This is a genomic window from Paenibacillus naphthalenovorans (assembly GCF_900099895.1).
GTDB lineage: Bacteria > Bacillota > Bacilli > Paenibacillales > NBRC-103111 > Paenibacillus_G > Paenibacillus_G naphthalenovorans.
The window spans coordinates 14532-37561 of record NZ_FNDY01000040.1 but is presented as its reverse complement, the minus strand read 5'-3'; the positions used below and the strand labels follow the sequence as shown (position 1 = coordinate 37561).

The window sequence follows — 23030 nt, the reverse complement described above, 5'->3', positions numbered from 1 at the left end:
CACCATTTGTTTTTTAAATTCTGAGGTAAAGGTACGTCGTTGGTGTTTTGGCATTGTAGAGATCCGCTCCTTAGGATGATAGGTTTATTCTACAATCCCTTATTTTTTCTGTCCAACTTAGTGTAGCCGATCCAGTAGTTACTCATGCTGAATTTAGAAGGCAAGGCTATGGGTCGGCAATTTTTGAAAAGGGCATTAGATATTGCTTGGAAACATGATTGTTATAAAGTCATGCTACTCACTGGTTCAAAAGAAGAAGGAACGCTATTATTTTATGAAAGTGCTGGATTTAAGAAGGGGATTAAAACGGGATTTATTGCCACACCTTAATGCATTTTTAACAGTAGTTAAGTTACCCGCCTTTTTAATGGGCGGATTTCTTTTGATCAAAATAAACAGTGTGATTTAACATAGCCATTGATATAAAAAAACCAATTAAAGCGGCGTATTGCTTCATCTTCAAGGCAACATTAAGAACTATCTATTGGGAAACTTCTTTTTCGATCAGACTTAATTCTGATATGTACGAATCAGATTGTTGTTGAGATGACATTTGCTCCGCTTTTTTGCATATGATTATTGTATAATTTATGGTGAAAACGTGTCTTTTCGGAAAAATTATTTATTTTGAGTTTTTATTTGTCGAAAATATTAATAGTTTTATGACAAAACGTAATTTTACTTTCAGGTTGAGGAGTTCCTATGAATAGCACATTGAAGAAGATAATTTATGGAGTAGCGATTATTTTTTTTGTTTATATAGTTATGAAGCTACTGATAATTATTGTGGAAGGATTATTTAATTTTGTTGTAGATTTAACTACAAGTGGTGCCTTGTTGATAATCATATGCGGGTTCCTACTATATAGATATAGAGGGAAATTAGTTGGTTTTTATAAGAAGAATATAAAAGAAAACCCTCTGATGCAAAGTAAGGACAATAAATCAAGTAGTAATTATTCGAACAGAACATTTACCCAAGAAAGTATGAAATCAAGAGAGAATGTTCACCAAGAAAATGTAGACAGTAATAAAACAATAATGATTTGCCCACATTGTTCTCAAGAGAACAGGGTACAAAAAAACAAATTACATTTAGCAGTTTGTGGAAGATGCAAGAAATCTCTTTCAAAATATAGCCGAGATAAGTATTCTACCAACGTCGATAAAGAAAATGAAAAGAAGAAAGAAGAGGCAGAAAAAATAATTATTGTGACTTGTCCTTTTTGTTTTCAACAGAATAATGTTATTCCTGAGAAAAAACACATTGCTATCTGTGGAAATTGCAAAAAAAGCATGATTACGCCATCAAATCAGTCGAACGAACGGAAATATGGTGAAATTCAAGAAAACTTTTTTATTGTAAGGGTAGCTGGAGTAACATATGAAAATAGACAAGAGATCATAGCAAAACTAAATCGATCCACTGAAATCTTCTTAAAAAGAGATTACAATAATCAACATGACCCTTACGCTGTAGGTGTTTATGTTCGAGGAAGTCATCAAATTGGTTGGATACCAAAAGAATACTCAAAGACTATTGGGAAAATGATCGACCAGGGAACTAATTTCGAAACAAGAATATTGGATATTCTTGGAGGGGGTAACGGACTAAACTATGGTGTAGAAATTGAAGTGAGATTAATATCAGATATCAGAAAAAGTACCCGAATTGAGGAAAAGGATAGCTGGGAGGAAAGTGTTTGGGATGAGTATGATGAGGATGGAATCCCTTATTCAGATTATCCCGAGTATAAGGATCCAACATATTACTATGATACAATAGATGAAGAATTGACTTATGTGGATTCATATAGAAGTAATGAGCCTACTTTAAGTAAATTAGTTGATGAACTAAAGCGAGATATTGAAGATAAGAAAGATATATCCTTTGACAAAGTACAGGAAGCTTTTGGAAAATTCAAGGAGCTTTTATTGAAAACATGTCTGAATATGAAGGAACTATTTGAACCTGATTTTCCTGACGATAGGGTATTTATAGACCGAGTGGGACAAATTTATAGTACCTTTTTACGGCTTGAAGTGATTGATGGGTTGAAAGATCAAACTAAGATTAAGAAATTATGTTTAATAATAACAAGTAAAGCTGAGGCAACAAAAGATACTTATAGAAGATCTTATGATGGTTACTCATTCGATGAAAATCTACAATTTCTATATGGTCTTGAAAAGGAAATTCTTCAAGAATTAGGGGAATCATTGATCAAAATAAAAACTGAGCAAGATAAAAAAATTGAAGAGATAATAGATATGATTAATAAATCCTCAATTGATGAGGAATCAACGGATCTAAGCACAGAGACATGGAAGAATGGGAATAATAATCCGATGAAAAATACAAATTCGAATATAGATGATATTTTTTATAAGCGAAGTAGTTCAGCTTCAGATAGAGCGACAGCACTTGGAACCAGAGTAACCAACTTCATGCAGGGGATAAACGGGCATGTTGAGGATTTTGAAAAGTATTTACAAAATAAGGGATATGGTTTTCAGGTTGAAAAGCGAAATATAGAAATACCATCAGAATTAGGCTTATTAGAATGGGAAGCAGTTGATTTTATTGGAAAAACTCATTTAACAGATTATAGTGATGCTGTTGTCATGATTATAATTACATTTTTGCCCGAAATGATATTGTTCCGTATCGAGGATATTGATTACTTAACTGAGAGTGAAAAAATCATGTTGCGTGATAAAGATTTGCTTGATTCTATTAATCAGGAATTGGGGAATTGCAAGATTATGGACATCGGTCAGGATCGTATTGCAGTAACTGCAGAATATAGCTTATTAGACGTCCAATATAATTCAGAGGATATATTCAGATTTGCATATGAGATCCTTACAAAAGCAGACGAGTGCTATTATGCAATTCGAAAAGCAAGTCTGGATAACCTTTGAAATCTGGTATTCCTTAGAACATTAAACGTCTATTTCTTTTTCAACAAACAATAATTCCTGTCCACCCACCTAAATAACTGTCCAGGAATAAAAATAACTGTCCTGTAACTCACCAAAGACTGGAAGCCGATCGGATATTCCTCCGATCAAACTCCAGTCTTTTTCTTATGCCGCGGCGGAAACAATGCAGGAAAAAGCAGGGATCTTCTCGAATACCTTTCTCAAGCATATTTCAGATAAAACTCAAGCGTTGCAAGGGTTTGAGACGGAAAGAGGTAAGCATTTTTTCAAGTTTCGACTCCCGCTCTAACTCGATTTTTAAGCCTTCACGCCCTGTCATTTCCCTGTCTTTTCTCCTGCTTTGCGGACACTATTTTTTATCTCGTTTCGTTCACAATTGAACCAGATAATCCCATTTTATTAACCCGTTATTTTGCTCCGATTGCCGTTTAATTTTTATCTCGATTTTGACTCGAAAATGCCTCTCATGCCTTGTGGGGAAAGGAGTTGCGGCGATTGGGAGAAAATGGTGGGGGAAGACGGGAATTTTTGTTTTTCTTCAGGGAGTTTAGACAAGGGGAAAATCGTGTCTACGACCCTAATTTACTTTTTCTTTAGAGGAACACTATAAGAATTAAGGTGTTTGATAAAAACTTGAGGAGGATTATTAAAAATGTACCATATCAGACTTCGTATCCCGACTTTGAACCGGTAATTTCATACGTTCAAAGACTCTGTTTGTACGTACAGAGTAAAAGGGATTAGTCTGCCCATTTTTGATAATCTTCATTTCAATAGAAAACTGTATTGTGAAGAAAGGCGGATCGTTCTGCCTTTCTTTATTTATGTGGATTGCTTTCCCTTGTACAGGGGAGGTTTATTTTGCGGCGGCTATTTTAGACCCAAAAAACTAAAAGTGCAAAACATTTGAGTCAATTCGAGTCGACGTTTAGGTGCCCGCTATGCAAAAGCTCAATGAAAATTGTTGATTTTAAGAGTCTGATATGTTCCAAGCAGCATGTTTGATATTACAAAATATGGATATCTGAACTTGACGCCTCATCCTTCCAATAGTCATTACAAGAAGGAATTGTTTGAAGCCAGGCGCCACATCATTATGGAAAGCAACTTATACAATGCTGTGCACAAAAAGATTACGAAAGTGATCGGGGAGCATACTGGTGTTTCTTCTGATCCTTTACTGGTTGCAGATTTAGGCTGTGGGGACTACGAGAAGTATTCTTTGATAACAACGAAAAAAGGGCTTATTCAAATAAAGAAACGGTGTTGCTATTTACAAGACATTTCAAGCTGCAGAATGCATTCCATGTATGTTATACAAAAAAAACTTAATGCATTGGAGCTTGATAACTTTGATTCAGATGACTCCTCTCACTTGGTCTATGGATAAAGCGCGGTTTGATGCTTTTAAATATCGGAATTTAACAGAGATTACATTCGATTTGGACATTTTAGTCGCGAGCTGGTTTCAGGAAATTATTCCTGATACCACTCGTTTTTTTTTACCCGATTCCATTTGATCCAGGCGGATAGAGGGATTGCCGCCCATCAATTCATTACGTTTCATGTTATATAAATTAACAAAAACATGTCTCAGAAAGCAGATTTTGTGCAATGCAAACAAAGAAAATTTTAATCTTGTTCATTCCGCATGATGAATGTGTAAAACAAACTCATTATAATAAGTTATATAAATGTACAATTAATGTTATTAAAAATTACGTAAAAGGTTAGAAGGAGGAAAAAGAATTATGCATGCGCAAACTGAGAAAATAAAGAAGCCCTTTTATAAAGGCCTGTTTTTTCAGATTATTGCATCGATCGTCGCGGGTATTTTGGTGGGCTATTTTTGGCCGACCATCGGCGTTGCACTAAAGCCGCTAGGCGATGGCTTCATCAAACTGATCAAAATGATTATAGCACCACTTGTTTTTGGAGTTGTTGTCGTTGGTATTGCCAAGGTCGGTGACATAAAAGCCGTCGGAAGAATGGGAGGAAAAACGATCCTCTACTTCGAAATCGTAACAACCTTGGCGCTGATCATCGGCATGGTCGTTGCAAACTTAATGAATCCCGGTGCGGGAATGAATGTCAATACCGATACCCTATCAACGGATGCAGTCACTAAAGCGACCAAGGGCTCGCAGCTTCCCAGCACGACGGATTTCTTCCTGAATATGATTCCGGAAAGCGCCATCGGAGCGTTCGCAAACAATTCGATATTGCAAGTTTTGCTCATATCTTGTTTATGCGGTTTTGCAATCATCCATATTGGCGGACGGACGTCGGAGGTTCTGGTCGATTTCCTCGAACATGCCAACAAAGTCATGTTTCAAATTATGGGCTATATCATGAAGCTTACGGCGCTAGCGACATTTGGCGCATTGGCCTTCGCCGTCAGTCAGTACGGGATTAACACGCTCCTTTCATTCGGTAAACTGTTTATTGCCATGACCGTCGCGTGTCTTGCCTTTCTCATTATATTAGCCATCATCATGCGGGTATACGTTGGTCTCAGTCTCTGGAAACTAATTCTCTACGTCCGGGAGGAGATTCTTCTCGCGTTTGCAACAGGTTCAACGGAAGCGGTCATGCCGCAGCTGATGAATAAGTTCGAGCGCGCCGGCTGCAATCGCGCTGTTGTCGGACTTGTGGTGCCTACAGGTTATTCGTTCAATCTGGACGGGGCCTCAATCTATTTATCGCTGGCACTGGTTTTTCTCGCCCAAGCAACCGGCACCGATTTGAGCATTGCCGAACAGCTTGTGCTTCTGGGAGTTCTGCTGTTAACGTCCAAGGGGATGGCTGGAATACCGGGCTCCGCATTTGTTGCACTGTCAGCAACTGCGGCGGCAACAGGTTCCATACCGATGGCCGCAGTCGCCCTGATGCTTGCGCCAGACCGATTCATGGGAAATTATCGGACAACAGTCAATATTATAGGGTATGCTGTCGCCACCTTTTTCGTTGCGCGTTGGGAGGGCTTGCTTAATAAGCATCAGGCGGAAAATGCGCTCGACGGTAGACTTACGTACGTTCTCGGTGATACTAACATTGCAGATGTAAATAAAAAGCCAGCGATCTGAAACGGCTGCTCGAATGGGGCCTTGACGGACAGGAAGAAGCTCGATGGAAGTTATTATTGTTTATTTTAAGTATAAAGAGTTGGTGAAGAGTATCGCGCAATTATCGAATATGCTTTGGAGCTTGGAAGAGAAACGGCAACTCCGGCTGAGGCAAGAAATATTCTGGGTATCAAAAAAAGCTTGATTGCGGAATCAAGCTTTTTTGCCGTATGTACGCCCAGCATGGGCGTCATTTCTACGGTGAAAGTTCGGAATGGGGGCTGGCAAGCGCCTACCATTAGCCAAGAGCAAGGATGTCCGTCGCGAGGCGGAATCTGAAGGAAGCTGGAGGCAAACGCACGGCTTGAGGTACACGAACCCAATTAGAGGCGGTTGCAGTCGGATGAGTCACCATAGCATGATGAAATCCAAAGCTGCCAAGGACTGCAGTCGTAACCTTGGGCAAGCGCGGGCGGAAAGATGACGTTCTTATCTGGGGAGGCCTGTGGAATACGCGAGGTCACTTCATAACCGCAATCGCAAGGTTGCGCTGAATCCGCCAACACTTGAGATGCGGGGTTCGGCTGCTAGGCATCCCAACCGTCATGAATCCATTAATTATGTGCTCGAATTGTCTGCAGAAATGCCGCCTGCGAAATGGCGGGAAACTGCTTCCTGGTCATTTCTTGGAACGAGCCTCTTACCATTCAAAAATCAATAGGATTGGTTCTGGGCTTTGTTGGAGTCATTGTCATCAGTCTCGCGGCGGTTTCATAAGGTGAAGTCTCAGGTATTGGGATCGGTGTTGATCGTATTCGGTATTTATCTAGTTAACCGAAGGAATCGATAAAAGATGGTTTCACATTCATATAAACTAAGGTATATATCCAAAAATTATGTATAATTAATATAGATAGAAAGGTGGGGAGTTATTGTGGTAATGAGGGAAATATCATTATCGAAAACGATTCGTACTTATGAGTCGCTGATGACCTTGAGGTTTCCAGACGTCCGGTCATTACAGAGAGCTTCTCAAAATGTCCCGTTCGGAGAAATTGCTTCACATGACACGAAGCCAATGGGATTTAAACGACTTTTTCTTATGCAATATTTCTTCGTTTCCTCCGTATCGGACAAGGAGCATTGCTGAACATCAGCTGATCATCGATAAAATCGCAGAAAAAAGATGCGGCGGGTGCGCGTACCCTGATGGAAGCACATATCTCAACTTTCACCTCATTGATCCAAAGAACGTTTACCAATTCATAAGATCGAATATAAAGAACCGTCTAGAATCGCAGTGATTCATGCACGGTTTAATTTTATACTACAGTTTAAACAACGATTTACTGCTGTAAGGTGACACTCTATGAATAAATTTAACTTGTGTTTTATGTTATCCTTCGTCATTTTGTCATTTTTGCTTGCGGCTAGTTACCTGACAAAGCCGGAGCTCATTTTTATGGCCGGTTCGCTCTTGATTATCGGCTTGATTAATGTTATTTTTCGTCCGATGGCGGGTTTTGCGGCATTGATTGCGTATGTTTTGGGGCTTGCATTTTATAACATTGCAGCAAATTGGGGCAAAACGGTTGATGTATGGTTCCAAGGAGAGAAGCTTGTGGTACAGCTTATTTATTCGCTTGGGGCAACGGCCGTCTGGCTTTTGATTTATCATATCAATCAATTAAGGGAACGCTCGTTGGCGCTTCAAAAAGAGGTTGAATCATTAAGAAAGCTGGAGCCTGTGACAGGCGTGTTAACATTTGCAGAGTTTATGGAAAGAGCAAAGCTGCTGTTCTCCGGTATGAAGCGCCGCAAAGAAACAGGCTATTACATCATTTGCGAACTACATATGTACAGCAAGGACCCCCAATACAAAAAGCGTGTCGTTTATGAGAAGATGATGGCTAAGCTGCTGGATTCCACAAGAAAAAATTATGACCTCGTCGGTAATTACGGCGGACATCGGGCGATCATATTGTTAACGAACACGAATCAGTCAGGCGTAGAAGTAGTGTTAGACCGGTTTTATAAAAAGATTGCAGAAGATCGCAGCTTGAAGCCGGAGCTGTTCGACATCACGGTGAACGAGCTGGCGATTGACGAATGGGAACAATTTGAAAAAGTGATTTCCCCTCTAAGAGGGGGCAAAGCCGTATGATGACAATAGTTCTCACCACGATATCAATCAGTTTCTGGCTGCTGCTGCTTTATTACTCGACGCTCACGATATCCGGGGTGTTATACCGTTCCAAGAAACGACAGTTCGTGAGGTTAGAATCTTATCCCAGCGTCGCTGTATTGATCCCGGCTCACAATGAGGGCATTGTCATTGCGGATACACTGCATGCTATGAGCAAAATCGAGTATCCGGGAGACGTCCAAATTTATTTGCTTAACGACAATTCACAGGATGAAACCGGTGAGATTGCGCAGTATTACGCGGGCTCGTTTCCGAATATCCATTATATCCAGGTGCCGCCAGGCACGCCAAAAGGCAAGTCTCGGGTGCTGAACTACGGCGTATCTATCAGCGAATCCAAATATATCGCCGTGTATGACGCTGACAATCAGCCTGAGCCGCAAGCGTTACGATTGCTCGTGGAGGCTGCAGAGACAACGCCTAAAGCAGTCGGAGCAGTTGGCTACGTGAAGACGATCAACGAGACCAAGAATGCGTTGACTCGTATGATTGCTTTGGAATTTTCAGCTTTTCAGCTTCTTATGCAATCAGGCCGATGGGGGATGTTCAAGCTCGGCTCTTTAACGGGAACGAACCTTGTCATCAAAAGAGATGCATTGACCCAAGCAGGCGGCTATGATCCCTACGCGTTAGCGGAAGATGCAGATTTAACGTTAACTTTAACGGACTTGGGCGGTCTGTTGCCTATCGTGCCGGAAGCCCGCACTTGGGAACAGGAGCCCGAGAGCTTCAGCATATGGCTGCGGCAGCGGACGCGTTGGATGCAGGGAAACCTTTATTTGATCGAGAAAACGTTAAAGAATCCCCGGCTGTTCAAGGGGAAAAATGTTATTCATTCGGTACAATTACTGACCGTGTATATTCTTTTTGTCGTGTTTCTGCTCGTTTCGGATTTGTGGTTCGTGCTTGGGCTTTTTGGACATGTGGAAGGGAGCTCGACCGTGCCGCTGCTCATCCTTTGGTTTGAGGCCTGGTTAATGTACTTTGTGCAGCTGGTGACCGCGCAAATGTCCGACAAAAAAATAACCCCAATTGACTTGCTTTTTTCGTTCTTGATGTACTTTTCTTACGCTCAGTTCTGGTTGTTTTTATTTCTGAGAGGCATCTACTGCCAAATCAAATTGAAACGCTCTAAGCTTGAACCGGTATGGGATAAGACGGAACGCTTTAAACAAATAACATAAGATCATAAGCAAATGGGCACCTTATTTTATGGAATGGGTTATCGTATTTCCGATGAATCCCTCAATCTTCATAAAAGTTTCATTTTGTCTTCATAGTTCCTTCATGAACAAATGGGCTGTCAGTGATATCATGTCTATATAATTAAATAAGAATCATTATAAATAGCGAAATCAATATAAACAGCTATTTATAATTTTCAAACTACATTTAGGAGGAATGAATTATGTCTCTCATTGGAACTGAAGTAAAACCGTTTAAAGCTCAAGCTTATCACAATGGTAAATTTATCGAAGTAACAGAAGCCGATTTTAAAGGAAAATGGAGTGTAGTTTGCTTCTATCCTGCAGACTTCACATTCGTTTGCCCGACCGAGCTGGAAGATCTTCAAAACCAATACGAAACCTTGAAGTCACTCGGGGTTGAAGTGTATTCCGTTTCAACCGATACCCATTTTACTCATAAAGCATGGCACGACAGCTCGGAAACGATCGGCAAAATTACTTACATTATGATCGGAGATCCTTCACATACGATTTCCCGCAACTTCGATGTGCTGATCGAGTCGGAAGGTCTTGCTGACCGCGGTACGTTTATTATCGACCCGGACGGTATTATCCAAGCCATTGAAATTAACGCCGGCGGCATCGGCCGCGATGCAAGCATTGTTGTAAACAAGGTCAAGGCAGCACAATATGTAAGAAATCATCCAGGTGAAGTTTGCCCGGCAAAATGGCAGGAGGGTGCTGAAACGCTTAAGCCAAGCCTTGATCTTGTAGGAAAGATTTAAGGGGCTGGTCGAATGGTACTGGACGCAGACATTAAGGCACAACTTAACCAATATCTTCAACTCTTGGAAGGCGACGTGCTGATCAAAGTCAGCGCAGGGTCCGATGCGGTGTCTAAGGACATGCTGGCCTTGGTGGATGAACTAGCCACCATGTCTTCCAGAATTAAGGTTGAACAAGCCACATTACCGAGAACACCGAGCTTTAGTGTAAATCGTGTGGGGGAAGATACCGGTGTAACCTTTGCCGGTATCCCTCTGGGACACGAATTTACTTCATTGGTGTTGGCTCTGCTGCAGGTTAGCGGTAGAGCTCCAAAGGTTGAACAGAACGTCATTGACCAGATTAAAAACATCAGCGGCGAATATCATTTTGAATCCTATATCAGCCTGAGTTGCCACAACTGCCCCGATGTTGTTCAGGCACTGAACTTGATGAGCATCCTCAATCCGGGCATTACGCATACCATGATTGACGGTGCGGCGTATAAAGCGGAGGCAGAAAGCAAAAACGTCATGGCCGTGCCAACGGTTTACCTCAATGGTGAATTCTTCAGCAGCGGTCGCATGACAATTGAGGATATTCTCGGCAAATTGGGCAGTGCTCCGGATGCTTCGGATTTTGCCGACAAGGCTCCATACGATGTGCTTGTTGTCGGGGGCGGCCCGGCTGGTGCAAGTGCGGCGATCTATGCGGCACGCAAAGGCATTCGCACAGGCATTGTTGCTGAACGTTTTGGTGGTCAGGTTTTGGATACCGTAGGTATAGAGAACTTTATCAGCGTTAAATATACCGAAGGTGCTAAGCTCGCAGCGAGTCTTGAAGAGCACGTGAAAGAGTACGGTATCGATGTGATGAAATCACAGCGCGCCAAGCGTTTGGAGAAAAGGGATTTCATCGAAGTCGAGCTCGAAAACGGCGCTGTTCTAAAGAGCAAGACCGTAATTCTTTCAACGGGTGCCCGTTGGCGCAATGTAGGCGTACCCGGAGAAGAGGAGTTCAAGAACAAAGGTGTAGCTTACTGTCCTCATTGTGACGGTCCTTTGTTTGCAGGAAAACACGTAGCGGTGATCGGCGGCGGTAATTCCGGTATTGAGGCGGCCATTGATCTCGCAGGCATTGCGAGCCATGTCACCGTTCTGGAGTTTATGCCGGAGCTGAAAGCTGATGCTGTACTGCAAGATCGTCTTTACAGTCTGCCTAACGTCACTGTTCTGAAGAACGTTCAAACCAAAGAAATTACCGGTACCGACAAGGTGAACGGTATATCCTATATTGAGCGCGATACAGGAACGGTTCAGCATATTGAACTGGATGGCGTGTTTGTTCAGATCGGTCTTGTACCCAATACCGATTGGTTAGGCGATACGGTCGAACGCAATCGCATCGGGGAGATCGTTGTGAATAGCCACGGCGCTACGAACGTACCTGGCGTGTTTGCTGCAGGCGACTGCACGAACAGTCCGTATAAGCAGATCATTATTTCAATGGGATCAGGTGCTAATGCAGCCCTGGGCGCATTTGATTATCTAATCCGAAATTAATGAATGAGTATAGCAGCTTTTCCTGCACTTATTCGTCAAAAATTGTACATTACGTTTTAACCGAAACGTCCCGCCAAGGGGCGTTTTTCTTTGTTGAACGGCGCTCTATACCTCCATACGATAAACATGAGCCCGACTTATGGTATAGTTCAATGAGGGGATACAAAAAGACAAATGAAAAAGGAGATACGATGACAGAGAAAAAAGCAGCAACCGAAACAGGATGGAACTTCGACAACAGTTATGCTTGCCTGCCGGAATCATTCTTTACCAGGCTTAACCCAACCCCTGTACGCTCACCGAGGTTGATCATTCTTAATGATCGGTTGGCAGCGTCCCTGGGGTTGAGCGTCCAAGCGCTGCAAAGCAATGACGGCGTTGCGGCGCTTGCCGGCAACCGGATTCCCGAAGGCGCCGAGCCTCTGGCTCAAGCTTACGCAGGGCATCAATTCGGGCATTTTACCATGCTGGGGGACGGCCGGGCTCTGCTGCTTGGCGAACAGATCACACCCCTGGGCCAGCGGGTCGATATTCAGCTTAAGGGTTCAGGTAAAACGCCATACTCCCGCCTTGGCGATGGCCGGGCGGCGCTTGGGCCGATGCTGCGCGAATACATCATCAGCGAAGCGATGCATGCGCTGGGTATTCCAACCACCCGCAGCCTGGCTGTGGTGACAACCGGCGAGTCCATAAGGCGTGAAACCGAACAGCCTGGTGCAATTCTGACCCGCGTGGCAGCCAGCCATCTGCGCGTCGGCACCTTTCAATACGTTTCAAATTGGGGTACTGTGGAGGAGCTCCGGACTCTGGCTGATTACACATTGCAAAGACATTTTCCGGAAGTTGAGGCTGATGAGAACCGCTATCTTTCCCTGCTAAAAGAAGTGATCAGGCGTCAGGCCGTGCTGATTGCCAAATGGCAGCTCGTCGGCTTTATTCACGGGGTGATGAACACCGACAACATGGCCATCAGCGGGGAAACCATTGATTATGGTCCGTGCGCCTTCATGGATGCCTATGACCCGGCAACGGTATTCAGCTCCATTGACATTCATGGCCGCTATGCCTATGGCAATCAGCCGTATATTGCCGCGTGGAATCTCGCGAGATTTGCTGAAACCCTATTGCCGCTGCTGCATGCCAACGAGGAGCGGGCTGTAGAACTGGCCCAGGCTGCGATTTCAGATTTTACCGAGTTGTATCGCCGCAATTGGCTCTCGGGAATGAGGGCAAAACTGGGGATCTTTAACGAAGAACAGCAGGATGAATCCCTTATTGAAGAGCTGCTCAATTTGATGAAAGAGCATCGTGCGGACTACACCAATACCTTCCGCGCATTGACGTTTGATAAGCCCGAGGATGCGGTTCTTTTTGGCACCGCGGGCTTTGCCCAGTGGCATGAGCTGTGGCAGGCGAGACTAGGCAGGCAGCAGGAATCAAAAGCCTCCTCGCATCAATTGATGCGCAGCAGCAATCCCGCGCTGATTCCCCGCAACCACCGGGCAGAAGAAGCGCTGGAGGCCGCAGTGAACCAGGGAGACTACAGCGTGATGGAGCGGTTTCTTGATGCTCTTTCGAGCCCCTACGCGCATTCCCCCGAACAGGCTGAGTACTCCACGCCGCCTGCGCCATCAGCCCGTCCTTACCGGACCTTTTGCGGTACCTGATATAGAAAAAAGCATGAGACTGGACGATAAATCATTGAATATGGTTTATCGTCTGTCTCTTCTGTGATCATCATTTTTAGCTCCTTGCCGCACAAAAGTTTTGCCGCCATCTGCCGGTTAAGCTATTTCATTACACGTTTAAGGGCATCGGCAAACCGCCGGATGCCTTCCCGGATATCTTGGGTCTCGGTGCGGCTGTAGGTAAATCGCATGAAGCCTTTCTTGGAGCCGAGTGTGGTGCCAGGGGCAAAAATAACGCCGTTTTGAATCGATTCCCTGAAAAGCGCATGTTCATCGCATTCCCCTTTTAGTCCGCACCATAAATGAATGCCGCCTTGAGGCTCGATAAATTCTATGTATGAACCTACCTCGCTACGCAAAGCCTCTACAACTCGATCCCGTTTGTCCCTCAATCCAGCGCGAAGTTGACCGATATGCGCATCAAAACCTTCGGATGCAAGCAGCCGTTCCGATATCCATTGCGGGTAATTCGGATGACCGAAATCGATTTGTTGTTTGGCATCGGCTAAACGGTCAATGACAGGCTGCGGTCCTACAATCCATCCGATTCTTAAACCGGACGCCGCAATTTTGGACAGCGAGCTGATATACAGAATAGCGCCGTCGCGATCCAACGATTTCAGCGGTGCAATGGCCTGTTCCTGAAAACCGGTAATGCTGTAAGGGTCATCTTCGACGATAGGAATGCCATATTGGGTGGAGATTTCGATGATTTTCTTTCTTCTTTCTTCAGACATGGTGGTCCCGGTCGGATTCTGGTAGGTAGGGTTCAAAAACACCATTTTGACCCGGGTTCTTTTATATAACGTGATGATTTCATCCGGATCGATGCCTTCCCGGCCGGGAGACAATAAGAACGTTTTTAAACCCGCCGAATGAAAGATAGGAAGGGAGTAGGCATAGGACGGGTCTTCGATGGCTACGGCATCCCCGGGCTTTAACAGACATTGAATAATCAGATGCAGCGCTTGCTGGGCGCCGGAAGTAATAATGATGGAGGAAGGGGTCGTTTCAATGCGCCTGTATTTCCGCAGGTGGGCGGATATCGTTTCCCGCAGCTTTATATTCCCCTGCATGTGCTCATAACCCAAGTAGTCGTTGATTTCCATGGAACGATGGATGTCCTGCATGAGCTTGACAGGCTGAAGATCGGGCGCCAATTCCCCGATAGCGAAATTGATGACGTGATCTCTGGACTGGATAATCTGATAGATTTGCTGGTTAATCGGGTTATTGATCTGGAAAAAGCCGCTTTTTACATATTGCCCCCAATTCGGAATTCGCTTCTGAGGTCCTTCTCCCCATAACGCTTGGCTCACTACCGTGCCGATCCCCTTCACCTTCTTGACGAGTCCGCTCGCAAGCAGCTCATCATAAGCCGCGATGACGGTTCCGCGATTCACGCCTAGTTCTGCCGCGAGAAAACGCTCCGAAGGAAGACAGCTTCCGCTCGGATATTCCCCGTTCATAATCCGGGTTTCCATATAATCGGCAATTTGCTTATAGATCGGCACGCTTTCTACTTTGTTTGGCTTCCATTCCATAGCATCCTCCATACGGTTGAGCATGCAGTCCTAACCATCGGATTGTTGCTCGAATCAAAATCATTACACGTCATCATTATACATCAATGTAATGTATTCTTCCATAAATTTGGTTTTTATTTTTTAAATTACGAATGATGTAAAGTATTTTATGGATTTTAAGTGGATGAGTAAAAAAATCGCGTACTGGATGAGGTGATTTTACAAATTATTCAGTAATATATGTTATATAAGTTAACAAATATAAATTGGACGTCAATGAAAGAAGGGATGGGTACTATGACTCCGGATGATCATGCTGATGAAAGGGAAGAAATACTGAGCCAATCCCGCTCCAACTGGTTGGTGGATATTCAGAACAAGGGCTTGCGCACGAACGGACTTATTGAAGGCGGCAGACGCGGGGGCGCGGGCCCGTCGGACGACCGGGCGTTTATGCTGGGAGACCGGACGGTGATGGTGCCGACCTTCAACGGTCCGGCGGCCTCCTCGCCCTACTCCCTTGTTCGTACGGAAAAGGGGCTGACCTTGCAATATAACGGCAAAAAGCTGATGTATGTAGATCCGGTCGCTCGTCCCAAATTTTATGACCGGACAACGAAGGACGGCATTCCCTACAACAAGATAGCGGTGCTTCACAGCTCCGATGTGCTGGCAAGCACAGTCATTCAAAGCTGTATCCGGTGGGCTCCGAGTCAGAGATGCAAGTTTTGCGCGATCGGCCACTCTCTGGAAGCGGGAACTACCGTCGCCATGAAAACACCCGAGCAGCTGGCGGAGGTTGTCCAGGCGGCTGAGGAATTGGACGGCATCAAGCAGGTTACGCTGACAACCGGCACGCCGAACGAGACGGACCGGGGAGCGTTATACTTGGCTGAATGCGTCAAAGCCATCCGTAAGGTCAGCCGGCTTCCGGTACAGGTTCAATGCGAGCCTCCCGATGACGAGGCGCTGTATCAGGTGCTGAAGGATGCGGGGGCCACAACGATAGGGCTTCACGTCGAGTCTTTCGATGAAGAGGTTCGCCGCAGGATGATGCCGTCCAAGTCTGCGATCACTCTGGAAACCTACTTTAGAGCGTTCGAAAAGGCCGTATCCGTCTTCGGCAGAAATCAGGTCAGCACGTATGTCATCCTCGGAATGGGGGAGCGTATCGAGAACATATTGGAAGGCTGCCGGCGTGCGGCGCAGCTTGGGGTTTATCCGTTCGTCGTCCCTTTAAGGCCGCTGCAAGGAACGTTACTGGAAGATGCCTTGCCGCCAACCAGCGAATACATGGAGGAGGCCTATCGCAATGTGGCCGCCATTTTGGCAGAGGAGGGGCTGTCGTCTGAAGCCAATCAAGCAGGCTGCGCAAAATGCGGAGCATGCTCGGCCCTCTCCTCCTTCGAAAAATGGGGGACATCCGGGGTGGGCCTATGAAAAGCTGTCAGGTGCGTATAGCCAAAACGGAGCATGAGCTTGAAGCCGCATTGTCCCTGCGGCGGCAGGTATTTGTTGACGAGCAGCATTTATTCGATGGAACCGACGCCGATGAGCACGATCCGGCATCGATCTACATTAACGCCTGGAAGAATGGAGAGACGTTAATGGGAACCGTTCGCTGCTACGCAGACAACGACGACCCTACCCTATGGTGGGGAGGACGACTTGCCGTCAAACCGGAATTCCGGTTGAGGGGGGTTGGGGTATATTTGATCGAAGCCGCTGTAGAAGAAATGAGGCTTCGGGGCGTACGGCGTTTTTTGGCAAAAGTGCAGCAGCAAAATGTGAAGCTTTTTGAAAAGCTAGGTTGGAAAACGGTGGGCGGACTGATTTGGATACATGGTCACCCGCATCACATCATGGAGGCGAATTTGCATGTGTATGATGCATCAGGCAGGAAGCGGCGTCAGTTTATCCAAGGTTGAATCGATCGCCCGGGTACCGGAGGAGTATGCACACGATATTCCGCTGACCATGGGATTTGGCCGAAAGGTGTTCAGCGTGCATAATCATGTCGGCCATCTGGAGCCTTGGCCGTTCTATGAGTCGGAGGTGCCGGTTTCGCCCGCCGATCCCGGCCCTGCAACGGCGGAAGAGCTGGATCATTTCATGAAGTGCCGCGGTATGGAGAAGACCCTGATTATTCCGAACTACGGTATTCCCGTTCAGGCTCAACCCTTTTCCCACAATGAACTGGTCGTGCGCTTATGCCGGCAGGGAGGAGGCAAGGTCGCCGGAGCCTTATGGGTTTCGGGACTTCCGCAAAATCGGGAGCTGACTGAAAACGCGCTTACGCTTTTGGAGGAGCCGGGCATTGCCGCTTTGAAGATGAGCTATCTGCTTGGAGGGACAGCCGACCCCCGCAAGTGGGATGAGGCGACGACGAAGCTGCACGAAACGATTTTTCGGGCGGCGATGGAAAAGGATATTCCGATTCATTTCCATACCAGCCCGGGCGGGGGCTCGGATATACTGGGATTTTTTGAAATCATCAAGCGGTGGGGCAAGGAGTTGAAAATACATCTTGTTCACATGGGCGGCGGCGTCAGCGGGCATATCCGGCTGCTCTCCCGCTGGTCGGAGCTGATTGAAGGCGGCTACCGGGTCTATCTGGATACGAGCTGGGCCATCGGCTTTGCTGTCCGCAAGCTGCTTCAGGAGGTCGATCGGACAGGGATAGGCGCCGATCGCATTATGTTCGGCTGCGACGAGCCTTGGAGCGACTATGAAAGCGAGTTTTGGAAAATTCAAGGAGCGCGTATCTCTGAAGAAATCAAGGAGAGAATCTTCTGGGGTAACGCCCAAGAGCAATATTTCAGCAAGCTGGCTTAGGGCCCAGCCCTTAACCATATAAAAAATATCGAGAGGAAGATGAATCTATGACTGCCAACTTTACTGAGAACGAATTAAAATCGATGAATGAAATTCCGCACCCGTCCTTGCCGGTTGGGACGAAGCTGTACGGCGGCACCAAGGTATTTCCGGATTATAAGGCCAATCCCGGCGAAAAGTTTCTTGCGCTGGTGCACGGAATTGCCCATGAGTCGTCCCTGTCTTATGTAGCCATCCTGCAGGCCATCCGCGCCCAGCGCAAAGGGTACGAAACCGCCATTTATTTTTATGGAACCGGCGCGATGAATGCGATGGCTACCCGGGGCTTCCCTACGGTCGGCAGCGCCGCTTTCGGAGGCCAGCTGAATTACAATGAATCGTTAGCGACTTTTATTAAAGAAGGCGGAAAAGTGTACGTGTGCCGGTTCGGTCTCGGTTTGCACGGTTTGCGCGAAGAAGACCTCATTGAGGGGACGATCCCGGTTCATCCGCTTGATCTTCAGGATTGTCTCATTGAATACTCCCGGGCTGGAGCATTTATTCTGAGTACGTTCCAAATTTAATCATCATTCCGTCAGAAAGAGCAGGTGGGTAACGATGACGATCCTTTTGGAAAAAGGGCGATTGAATCCCGATCACTTCGCGGTAACCGCCGAGCTTGTTCCGCCGAGGGATTGGAACCCTCGCCCACTCGTTGAACAAGCGGTACGTTACCGCGGATATGTGGATGCAGTCGATTTAAGCGACAATTTGCTTGCGATCGCCAGGCTTTCGCCGGTAGTCGGCGCCTTTTTCGTACGTCAGGTCGGCGTGGAGCCAATTGTACAAATCAACCTCCGCGATCGGAATCGAATGGGAATTCAGAGCGATCTGATGGGGCTTGCCGCCATCGGAGTGAAAAATATTACGATCCTGGGAGGTTACCCGGCTAAGGTAGGTACGGAGCCAAACGCCAAAGAAGTCTATGATCTGGAGACGATGGAGCTCGTGCGCTACGCCAGAATTTTTTCCGATGAAGGGAAGCTTTTTGACGGAACGCCGATGCAGGAGCCTCCCCAATTTTCGATCGGTACGGTTGAAAATATTGCCGGCAAACCGATTAAGGAACTCATTGACCGTTTGGAGGCGAAGGCGGACAGCGGAACGAGCTTTGTTCGCACTCAGTTGGTTTTCGATATGGACCTGATCGGAGAATGGATGGAAGAGGCAAGGCGGCGCGGACTGCATGAGCGGGTCACTATCATGGCCAGCATCCTGCCTCTGCGTAATGCCGATCATGTAGGGAAGGCGCTTCGGATTCCCGGCGTTGTGATCCCCGATTCGCTGCATGCAAGACTCGCCGCTTCACACTCGAGCGAAGAGGGCCTGCATATTGCCGCCGAACTGATTAAGCAGCTTCGGCAGATCGAAGGCATCCGGGGCATCCATATCCGGCCAATCGGCGGGGCGGAAGACAGCGTGAACAAGGTCGTTCAATACGCGGGGCTGCTGCAAAGCTCCACGGCGGCTGCCAGCGCATAGGTGATATGTACGAAAGGGTGTGGCGTCAGGTGAATGTCGCTCTATATACCTACAACACAAAGCCCAGAGGCGGGGTGGTACACACGCTGGCCTTAGCCGAGGCACTGAAAGAACAGGGATGTTCGGTTACGGTCTTTGCTTTGGGCTTAAACGGCACAAAGCAGTTTTACCGTCCGGTGGGTACGGAAACAACTGTGTTCCCGTTTGAAACCAGGGAACATGAGGGATTTGAAGACCGCATCCTTCGTTACATCGAAACGTATACCGACGCGTTAGAGAAGGAGCGGTTGGAGGCATTCGACATTCATCATGCGCAGGATTGTATCAGCGCCAATGCATTGACCCGACTTGGAAAGAAGGGTCTCATTCCCTTCTTTCTTCGTACGGTCCATCATTTGGACGATTTCGTTACCCCGGCCTTGGTGGAATGCCAGCATCAATCGGTGCTTCAGCCGAGGGCCATCGTCACGGTCAGCCAAAGTTGGAAGAAAAAGCTGGAAAGCCTGTATTCGCGTTCATCGACGGTGATCCACAACGGCGTGGACGAGCGGTTCTTCACTTCCGATGAAAGCTCCATCGATACGGAGACGTTGGCCCCCTTAAAGGGGAAGATCGTTTACTTAACCATTGGGGGCATCGAACCCCGCAAAAACACGATCGAAACGCTTCGGGCTTTTGTTGAAGTAAAACAGCGTATTCCTCAAGCCGTGCTTGTCATCGCAGGGGGTACGACGCTGTTCGATTACCGGCCTTATCGTACCGGGTTCGAACGTTTGCTGGAAAGCCTGCCTGCTGAGATCAGGTCGGACGTGCGCATCATCCCCTCTCCCGATGATCGGACAGTCAAGCATTTATACCGGTTAGCGCATGTGTATCTTCAGCCTTCGATCAAGGAAGGCTGGGGGCTGTCCATTCTTGAAGCCATGGCCAGCGGAACTCCTGTTGCTGCTTCCAATATTGAAGTGTTTCAAGAATTTATGACGCATGAACATAACGCGCTGCTTTCAGATCCCATGGATTCAGGGGCTATCGCTGCCAATATGCTTCGTTTAACCCATGACCCCGCCTTGGCCGACCGTTTGCGCAAAAATGCCGGAATGACGGCCCGTCAATATACTTGGCCGCAAACGGCCGGAGGTCATATCAACTTGTATCGGAGGGTGCTGTCGAATGAATGAGTTAAGCAGGCTTGTGAGCCACCTGGCGGAATCCTCCGGATTTCGCAGAAAGAAGGATATTCAGATTCCCCTGCAAAAGTTCCAGTGGGATCCAAATGCTATGCTGGACCCGATCGGCGATGATGCCGCCGTGCTTCCAAGTGCCGAGGGTTACTTGTTGATGTCGTGTGACGGAATCATTCCTGGGCTGGTGAGGGAGGATCCGCTCTGGGCGGGTTACTGCGCAGTGCTCGTAAGCGTAAGCGATATTTACGCCATGGGCGGCCGGCCTGTGGCTATGGTGAATATGCTGAGCGCTTCGGATGAAGCGACAGCTTCTTTGATCGCCGAGGGAATGGCGGAAGGGTGCCGCAAGCTGGGGGTGCCTATGGTCGGAGGGCATTATTTGCCCGAGGAAACCGAAGGGGTGGCGACGGCCATCATCGGCAGAGCCACCCATCTTCTGCGGGCATCGAGCGGCAGGGCCGGGCAAGCTTTGATCGCTGCGGTGGATTTGGATGGAACCCCTTATAAACATTATTTACAGTGGGACTGCACCAGCGCCAAAGAACCTTGGGCATTGTTGAAAAAACTGGAGCTGCTTCCTGCCATTGCGGAGAAGGGGCTGGCCGTCGCCGCCAGAGACATCAGCAATGCAGGATTGTTAGGAACACTTGCGATGCTGGCGGAAAATGCCGGCTGCGGTGCTTATGTCCATATCGACCGTGTGCCGAAACCGGAGGCCGTGGAGCTCGAACGATGGCTGCAAATGTTTCCCGGGTATGGTTTCATTCTGGCGGCGGATGCTGAGCATACGGAGGAGATCCTATCGATTTTTGCCAAGGAGGGAATCACCGCCGCCGTCGTTGGCGAATTGACTTCGGATACCCGGGTGCTTGTCGGGAACGGTGCGGAGGAAGTGGTGTTGATCGATTGGGCGAATGAATCCCTGGTGGTGGCCCGGCATGGATAGGAAAGCGCGCATTCCGTCAGGTTTCAAAGCGGCGGCGATTCAATTCAATCCGTCGCTCGGGGACACGTCGTTGAACCGCGAACGCATGGCCTGTCTTCTCCGGGAAGCGGCTGCAAACGGCGCCCGGCTCGTCGTATTTCCGGAAATGTCCTCCAGCGGGTATGTGTGGAAGAACCGGGAGGAAATCGCCCCCTATGTCGAAACGATCCCGGGTCCGACTACGGAAGCCCTTTGCTCTGTAACCCGGGAGTATGGCTGCTATGCCGTCGCTGGCTTGCCGGAAGTCGATCCCTCCACAGGCGCGTACTATAACTCCACCGTTCTTATAGGGCCGGAGGGCGTGGTTGGGAGCTATCGGAAAACGCACCTCTTCGCAGCCGATCCGCGATGGGCCAGGGAAGGCAATGACGGGTTTCCTGTCTTTTCCACCCCCATAGGAAACATAGCTATGCTGATCTGCATGGATGCGATGTACTTTGAGCCTGCCCGGATCGCGGCGTTAGAAGAAGCGGACGTGATCGCTTTTCCGACAAACTGGGTTGGCAGCGGGAATGGCGGACCAAGCAAGACTTGGTGCTTGCGCGCGAAGGAGAATGGTTTGTGCTGGATTGCGGCGAACCGCTCGGATACGGAACGAGGCGCCCGATTTACGGGAGGAAGCGCAATTATCGATGCCGATGGGTCTGTTCAGGAGTCGCTGATATCGGGTGAAGGGATTGTCTACGGGACGGTTCGGGCTGATCCGGACAAGAGAAAGGGAATCCTGAGAGGCCGGAGACCGGAAGCGTATCAGGAGATTTTGCTTCACCCGTATCTTTGGAAAGAAGGGGAAACGCGTCCAATCGGAGAACCGTCTCCATTTGAAGTCGTCGTCCTTCCGCTGGACATGAATGGGGATGGATCCGGAACCCTCGATCAATTGAGGCAATCGCTGGAGTCGGTTCAGCCGCGTTTAATGACCTCCAACCGTTTATATGTCCTTCCTGAGATCGGTACAGCCGCCTTGGGCGCCTTGGGAACGGATCGGGCGGAAAAGCTTTTACACGAGCTTCAGCTGTTGGCCGGGTTATTCCGAGGTTATATCGCCCTGAGCGTCTTGGCATCTGATTCGGGAGAATGTGCCATGTACTTAGTCGGTCCTGAAGGGGTCGTCGGTGCCTATAAACAGGTTCATCACAAGCTCCATCGGGAATGCACCGGATTCCGCACCTTTGAAGTTCCTTTCGGGAGGGTGGGTCTTCTGACCGGGAGGGATGCCGATTATCCGGAAGCTTATCGCGTGTTGGCCAAGCAAGGGGCGGATATCATTGCAGTCAGCGGTTCGGGACAGCATGACAGCGAAATCTGGATGAAGCGCATTTGGGCGTTCGAGAACGATGCGATATTAGCATGCGCTGTGCCTGCAGGCTCTTCCGGAAGTATGCTGTTTTTGCATCGTCAGGTGGCCTTGGAAGGAATAGAGCCTCCGGAACCTTATGTGCAGGCCTTCCAGCCTGAAATGATGGCTGTAGCCGGAAGCAGGCCATTCCTGCGGCGGATGAAAACGCATTTGTATGACCGGCTGGTCATGGCTGAACCACAAAGCTTGAAAGGATGAGA

Annotated in this window: 18 protein-coding genes; 17 read left to right on the top strand and 1 reads right to left on the bottom strand. The window is 47.5% G+C overall.

From position 1 onward, the window contains the following. The first annotated feature begins 168 nt into the window (after positions 1-168). The 9 genes from BLT35_RS26330 to BLT35_RS23440 all read left to right on the top strand — a co-directional run bounded on the left by BLT35_RS26330 (position 169) and on the right by BLT35_RS23440 (position 13398). Positions 169-330 (top strand): N-acetyltransferase, encoded by a 162-nt coding sequence (locus tag BLT35_RS26330; RefSeq protein WP_217634742.1) that lies wholly within the window; start codon positions 169-171, stop codon positions 328-330. Positions 331-702: 372 nt separating this feature from the next. Next, positions 703-2925 carry an HIRAN domain-containing protein gene (locus tag BLT35_RS23475; protein ID WP_074729899.1) on the top strand — a complete coding sequence of 741 codons (2223 nt, stop codon included), beginning with the start codon at positions 703-705 and terminating at the stop codon, positions 2923-2925. A 1117-nt stretch (positions 2926-4042) separates the two neighbouring features. Beyond that, positions 4043-4336 (top strand): hypothetical protein, encoded by a 294-nt coding sequence (locus BLT35_RS27690; RefSeq protein ID WP_254777650.1) that lies wholly within the window; start codon positions 4043-4045, stop codon positions 4334-4336. Positions 4337-4697: 361 nt separating this feature from the next. Continuing rightward, positions 4698-6032 (top strand): cation:dicarboxylate symporter family transporter, encoded by a 1335-nt coding sequence (locus BLT35_RS23465; RefSeq protein ID WP_074729897.1) that lies wholly within the window; start codon positions 4698-4700, stop codon positions 6030-6032. 1348 nt (positions 6033-7380) lie between these two features. Beyond that, positions 7381-8175, top strand: a complete 795-nt coding sequence (locus tag BLT35_RS23460; RefSeq protein ID WP_074729896.1) for a nucleotidyl cyclase domain-containing protein — start codon at positions 7381-7383, stop codon at positions 8173-8175. After that, entirely contained in the window at positions 8172-9401 is a 1230-nt protein-coding gene (locus tag BLT35_RS23455) for a glycosyltransferase family 2 protein (protein ID WP_074729895.1), read from the top strand. Before BLT35_RS23460 ends, BLT35_RS23455 begins: the two co-directional genes overlap by 4 nt. Before the next feature lie 224 nt (positions 9402-9625). After that, positions 9626-10189, top strand: a complete 564-nt coding sequence (gene ahpC / locus BLT35_RS23450; protein WP_062409605.1) for an alkyl hydroperoxide reductase subunit C — start codon at positions 9626-9628, stop codon at positions 10187-10189. Between the two features lie 12 nt (positions 10190-10201). Further along, on the top strand, positions 10202-11731 hold the full coding sequence (gene ahpF / locus BLT35_RS23445) for an alkyl hydroperoxide reductase subunit F (RefSeq protein ID WP_062409604.1): 1530 nt from the start codon (positions 10202-10204) through the stop codon (positions 11729-11731). A 191-nt stretch (positions 11732-11922) separates the two neighbouring features. After that, positions 11923-13398 carry a protein adenylyltransferase SelO gene (locus BLT35_RS23440; RefSeq protein ID WP_074729894.1) on the top strand — a complete coding sequence of 492 codons (1476 nt, stop codon included), beginning with the start codon at positions 11923-11925 and terminating at the stop codon, positions 13396-13398. A gap of 122 nt (positions 13399-13520) precedes the next feature. Here BLT35_RS23440 and pdxR read toward each other — a convergent pair whose 3' ends face one another. After that, the gene (pdxR, locus tag BLT35_RS23435; RefSeq protein WP_074729893.1) at positions 13521-14963 is read right to left on the bottom strand and encodes a MocR-like pyridoxine biosynthesis transcription factor PdxR; all 1443 of its coding nucleotides are present in this window, start codon (positions 14961-14963) and stop codon (positions 13521-13523) included. 279 nt (positions 14964-15242) lie between these two features. Between pdxR and BLT35_RS23430 the strand changes: the two genes are divergently transcribed. The 8 genes from BLT35_RS23430 to BLT35_RS23395 are packed head-to-tail and all read left to right on the top strand — an operon-like array spanning position 15243 to position 23028. After that, on the top strand, positions 15243-16385 hold the full coding sequence (locus tag BLT35_RS23430; RefSeq protein WP_074729892.1) for an MSMEG_0568 family radical SAM protein: 1143 nt from the start codon (positions 15243-15245) through the stop codon (positions 16383-16385). Continuing rightward, the gene (locus tag BLT35_RS23425) at positions 16382-16873 is read left to right on the top strand and encodes an MSMEG_0567/Sll0786 family nitrogen starvation N-acetyltransferase (RefSeq protein WP_074729891.1); all 492 of its coding nucleotides are present in this window, start codon (positions 16382-16384) and stop codon (positions 16871-16873) included. The genes BLT35_RS23430 and BLT35_RS23425 overlap by 4 nt, the downstream gene beginning before the upstream one ends. Continuing rightward, a complete protein-coding gene (locus BLT35_RS23420) occupies positions 16824-17780 on the top strand; it encodes an amidohydrolase family protein (protein WP_083351392.1) in 957 nt (318 codons plus the stop codon). Before BLT35_RS23425 ends, BLT35_RS23420 begins: the two co-directional genes overlap by 50 nt. Positions 17781-17827: 47 nt before the next feature. After that, the gene (locus tag BLT35_RS23415; RefSeq protein WP_054817402.1) at positions 17828-18343 is read left to right on the top strand and encodes an MSMEG_0572/Sll0783 family nitrogen starvation response protein; all 516 of its coding nucleotides are present in this window, start codon (positions 17828-17830) and stop codon (positions 18341-18343) included. Between the two features lie 34 nt (positions 18344-18377). Further along, positions 18378-19301, top strand: a complete 924-nt coding sequence (locus BLT35_RS23410; RefSeq protein ID WP_074729890.1) for a methylenetetrahydrofolate reductase — start codon at positions 18378-18380, stop codon at positions 19299-19301. A 5-nt stretch (positions 19302-19306) separates the two neighbouring features. Continuing rightward, positions 19307-20479, top strand: coding sequence for an MSMEG_0565 family glycosyltransferase (locus tag BLT35_RS23405; RefSeq protein WP_074729889.1), 1173 nt, complete (start codon positions 19307-19309; stop codon positions 20477-20479). Then, positions 20472-21431, top strand: a complete 960-nt coding sequence (locus BLT35_RS23400) for a sll0787 family AIR synthase-like protein (RefSeq protein WP_074729888.1) — start codon at positions 20472-20474, stop codon at positions 21429-21431. The genes BLT35_RS23405 and BLT35_RS23400 overlap by 8 nt, the downstream gene beginning before the upstream one ends. After that, the gene (locus BLT35_RS23395) at positions 21424-23028 is read left to right on the top strand and encodes a nitrilase-related carbon-nitrogen hydrolase (RefSeq protein ID WP_074729887.1); all 1605 of its coding nucleotides are present in this window, start codon (positions 21424-21426) and stop codon (positions 23026-23028) included. Before BLT35_RS23400 ends, BLT35_RS23395 begins: the two co-directional genes overlap by 8 nt. Positions 23029-23030: the final 2 nt, after the last annotated feature.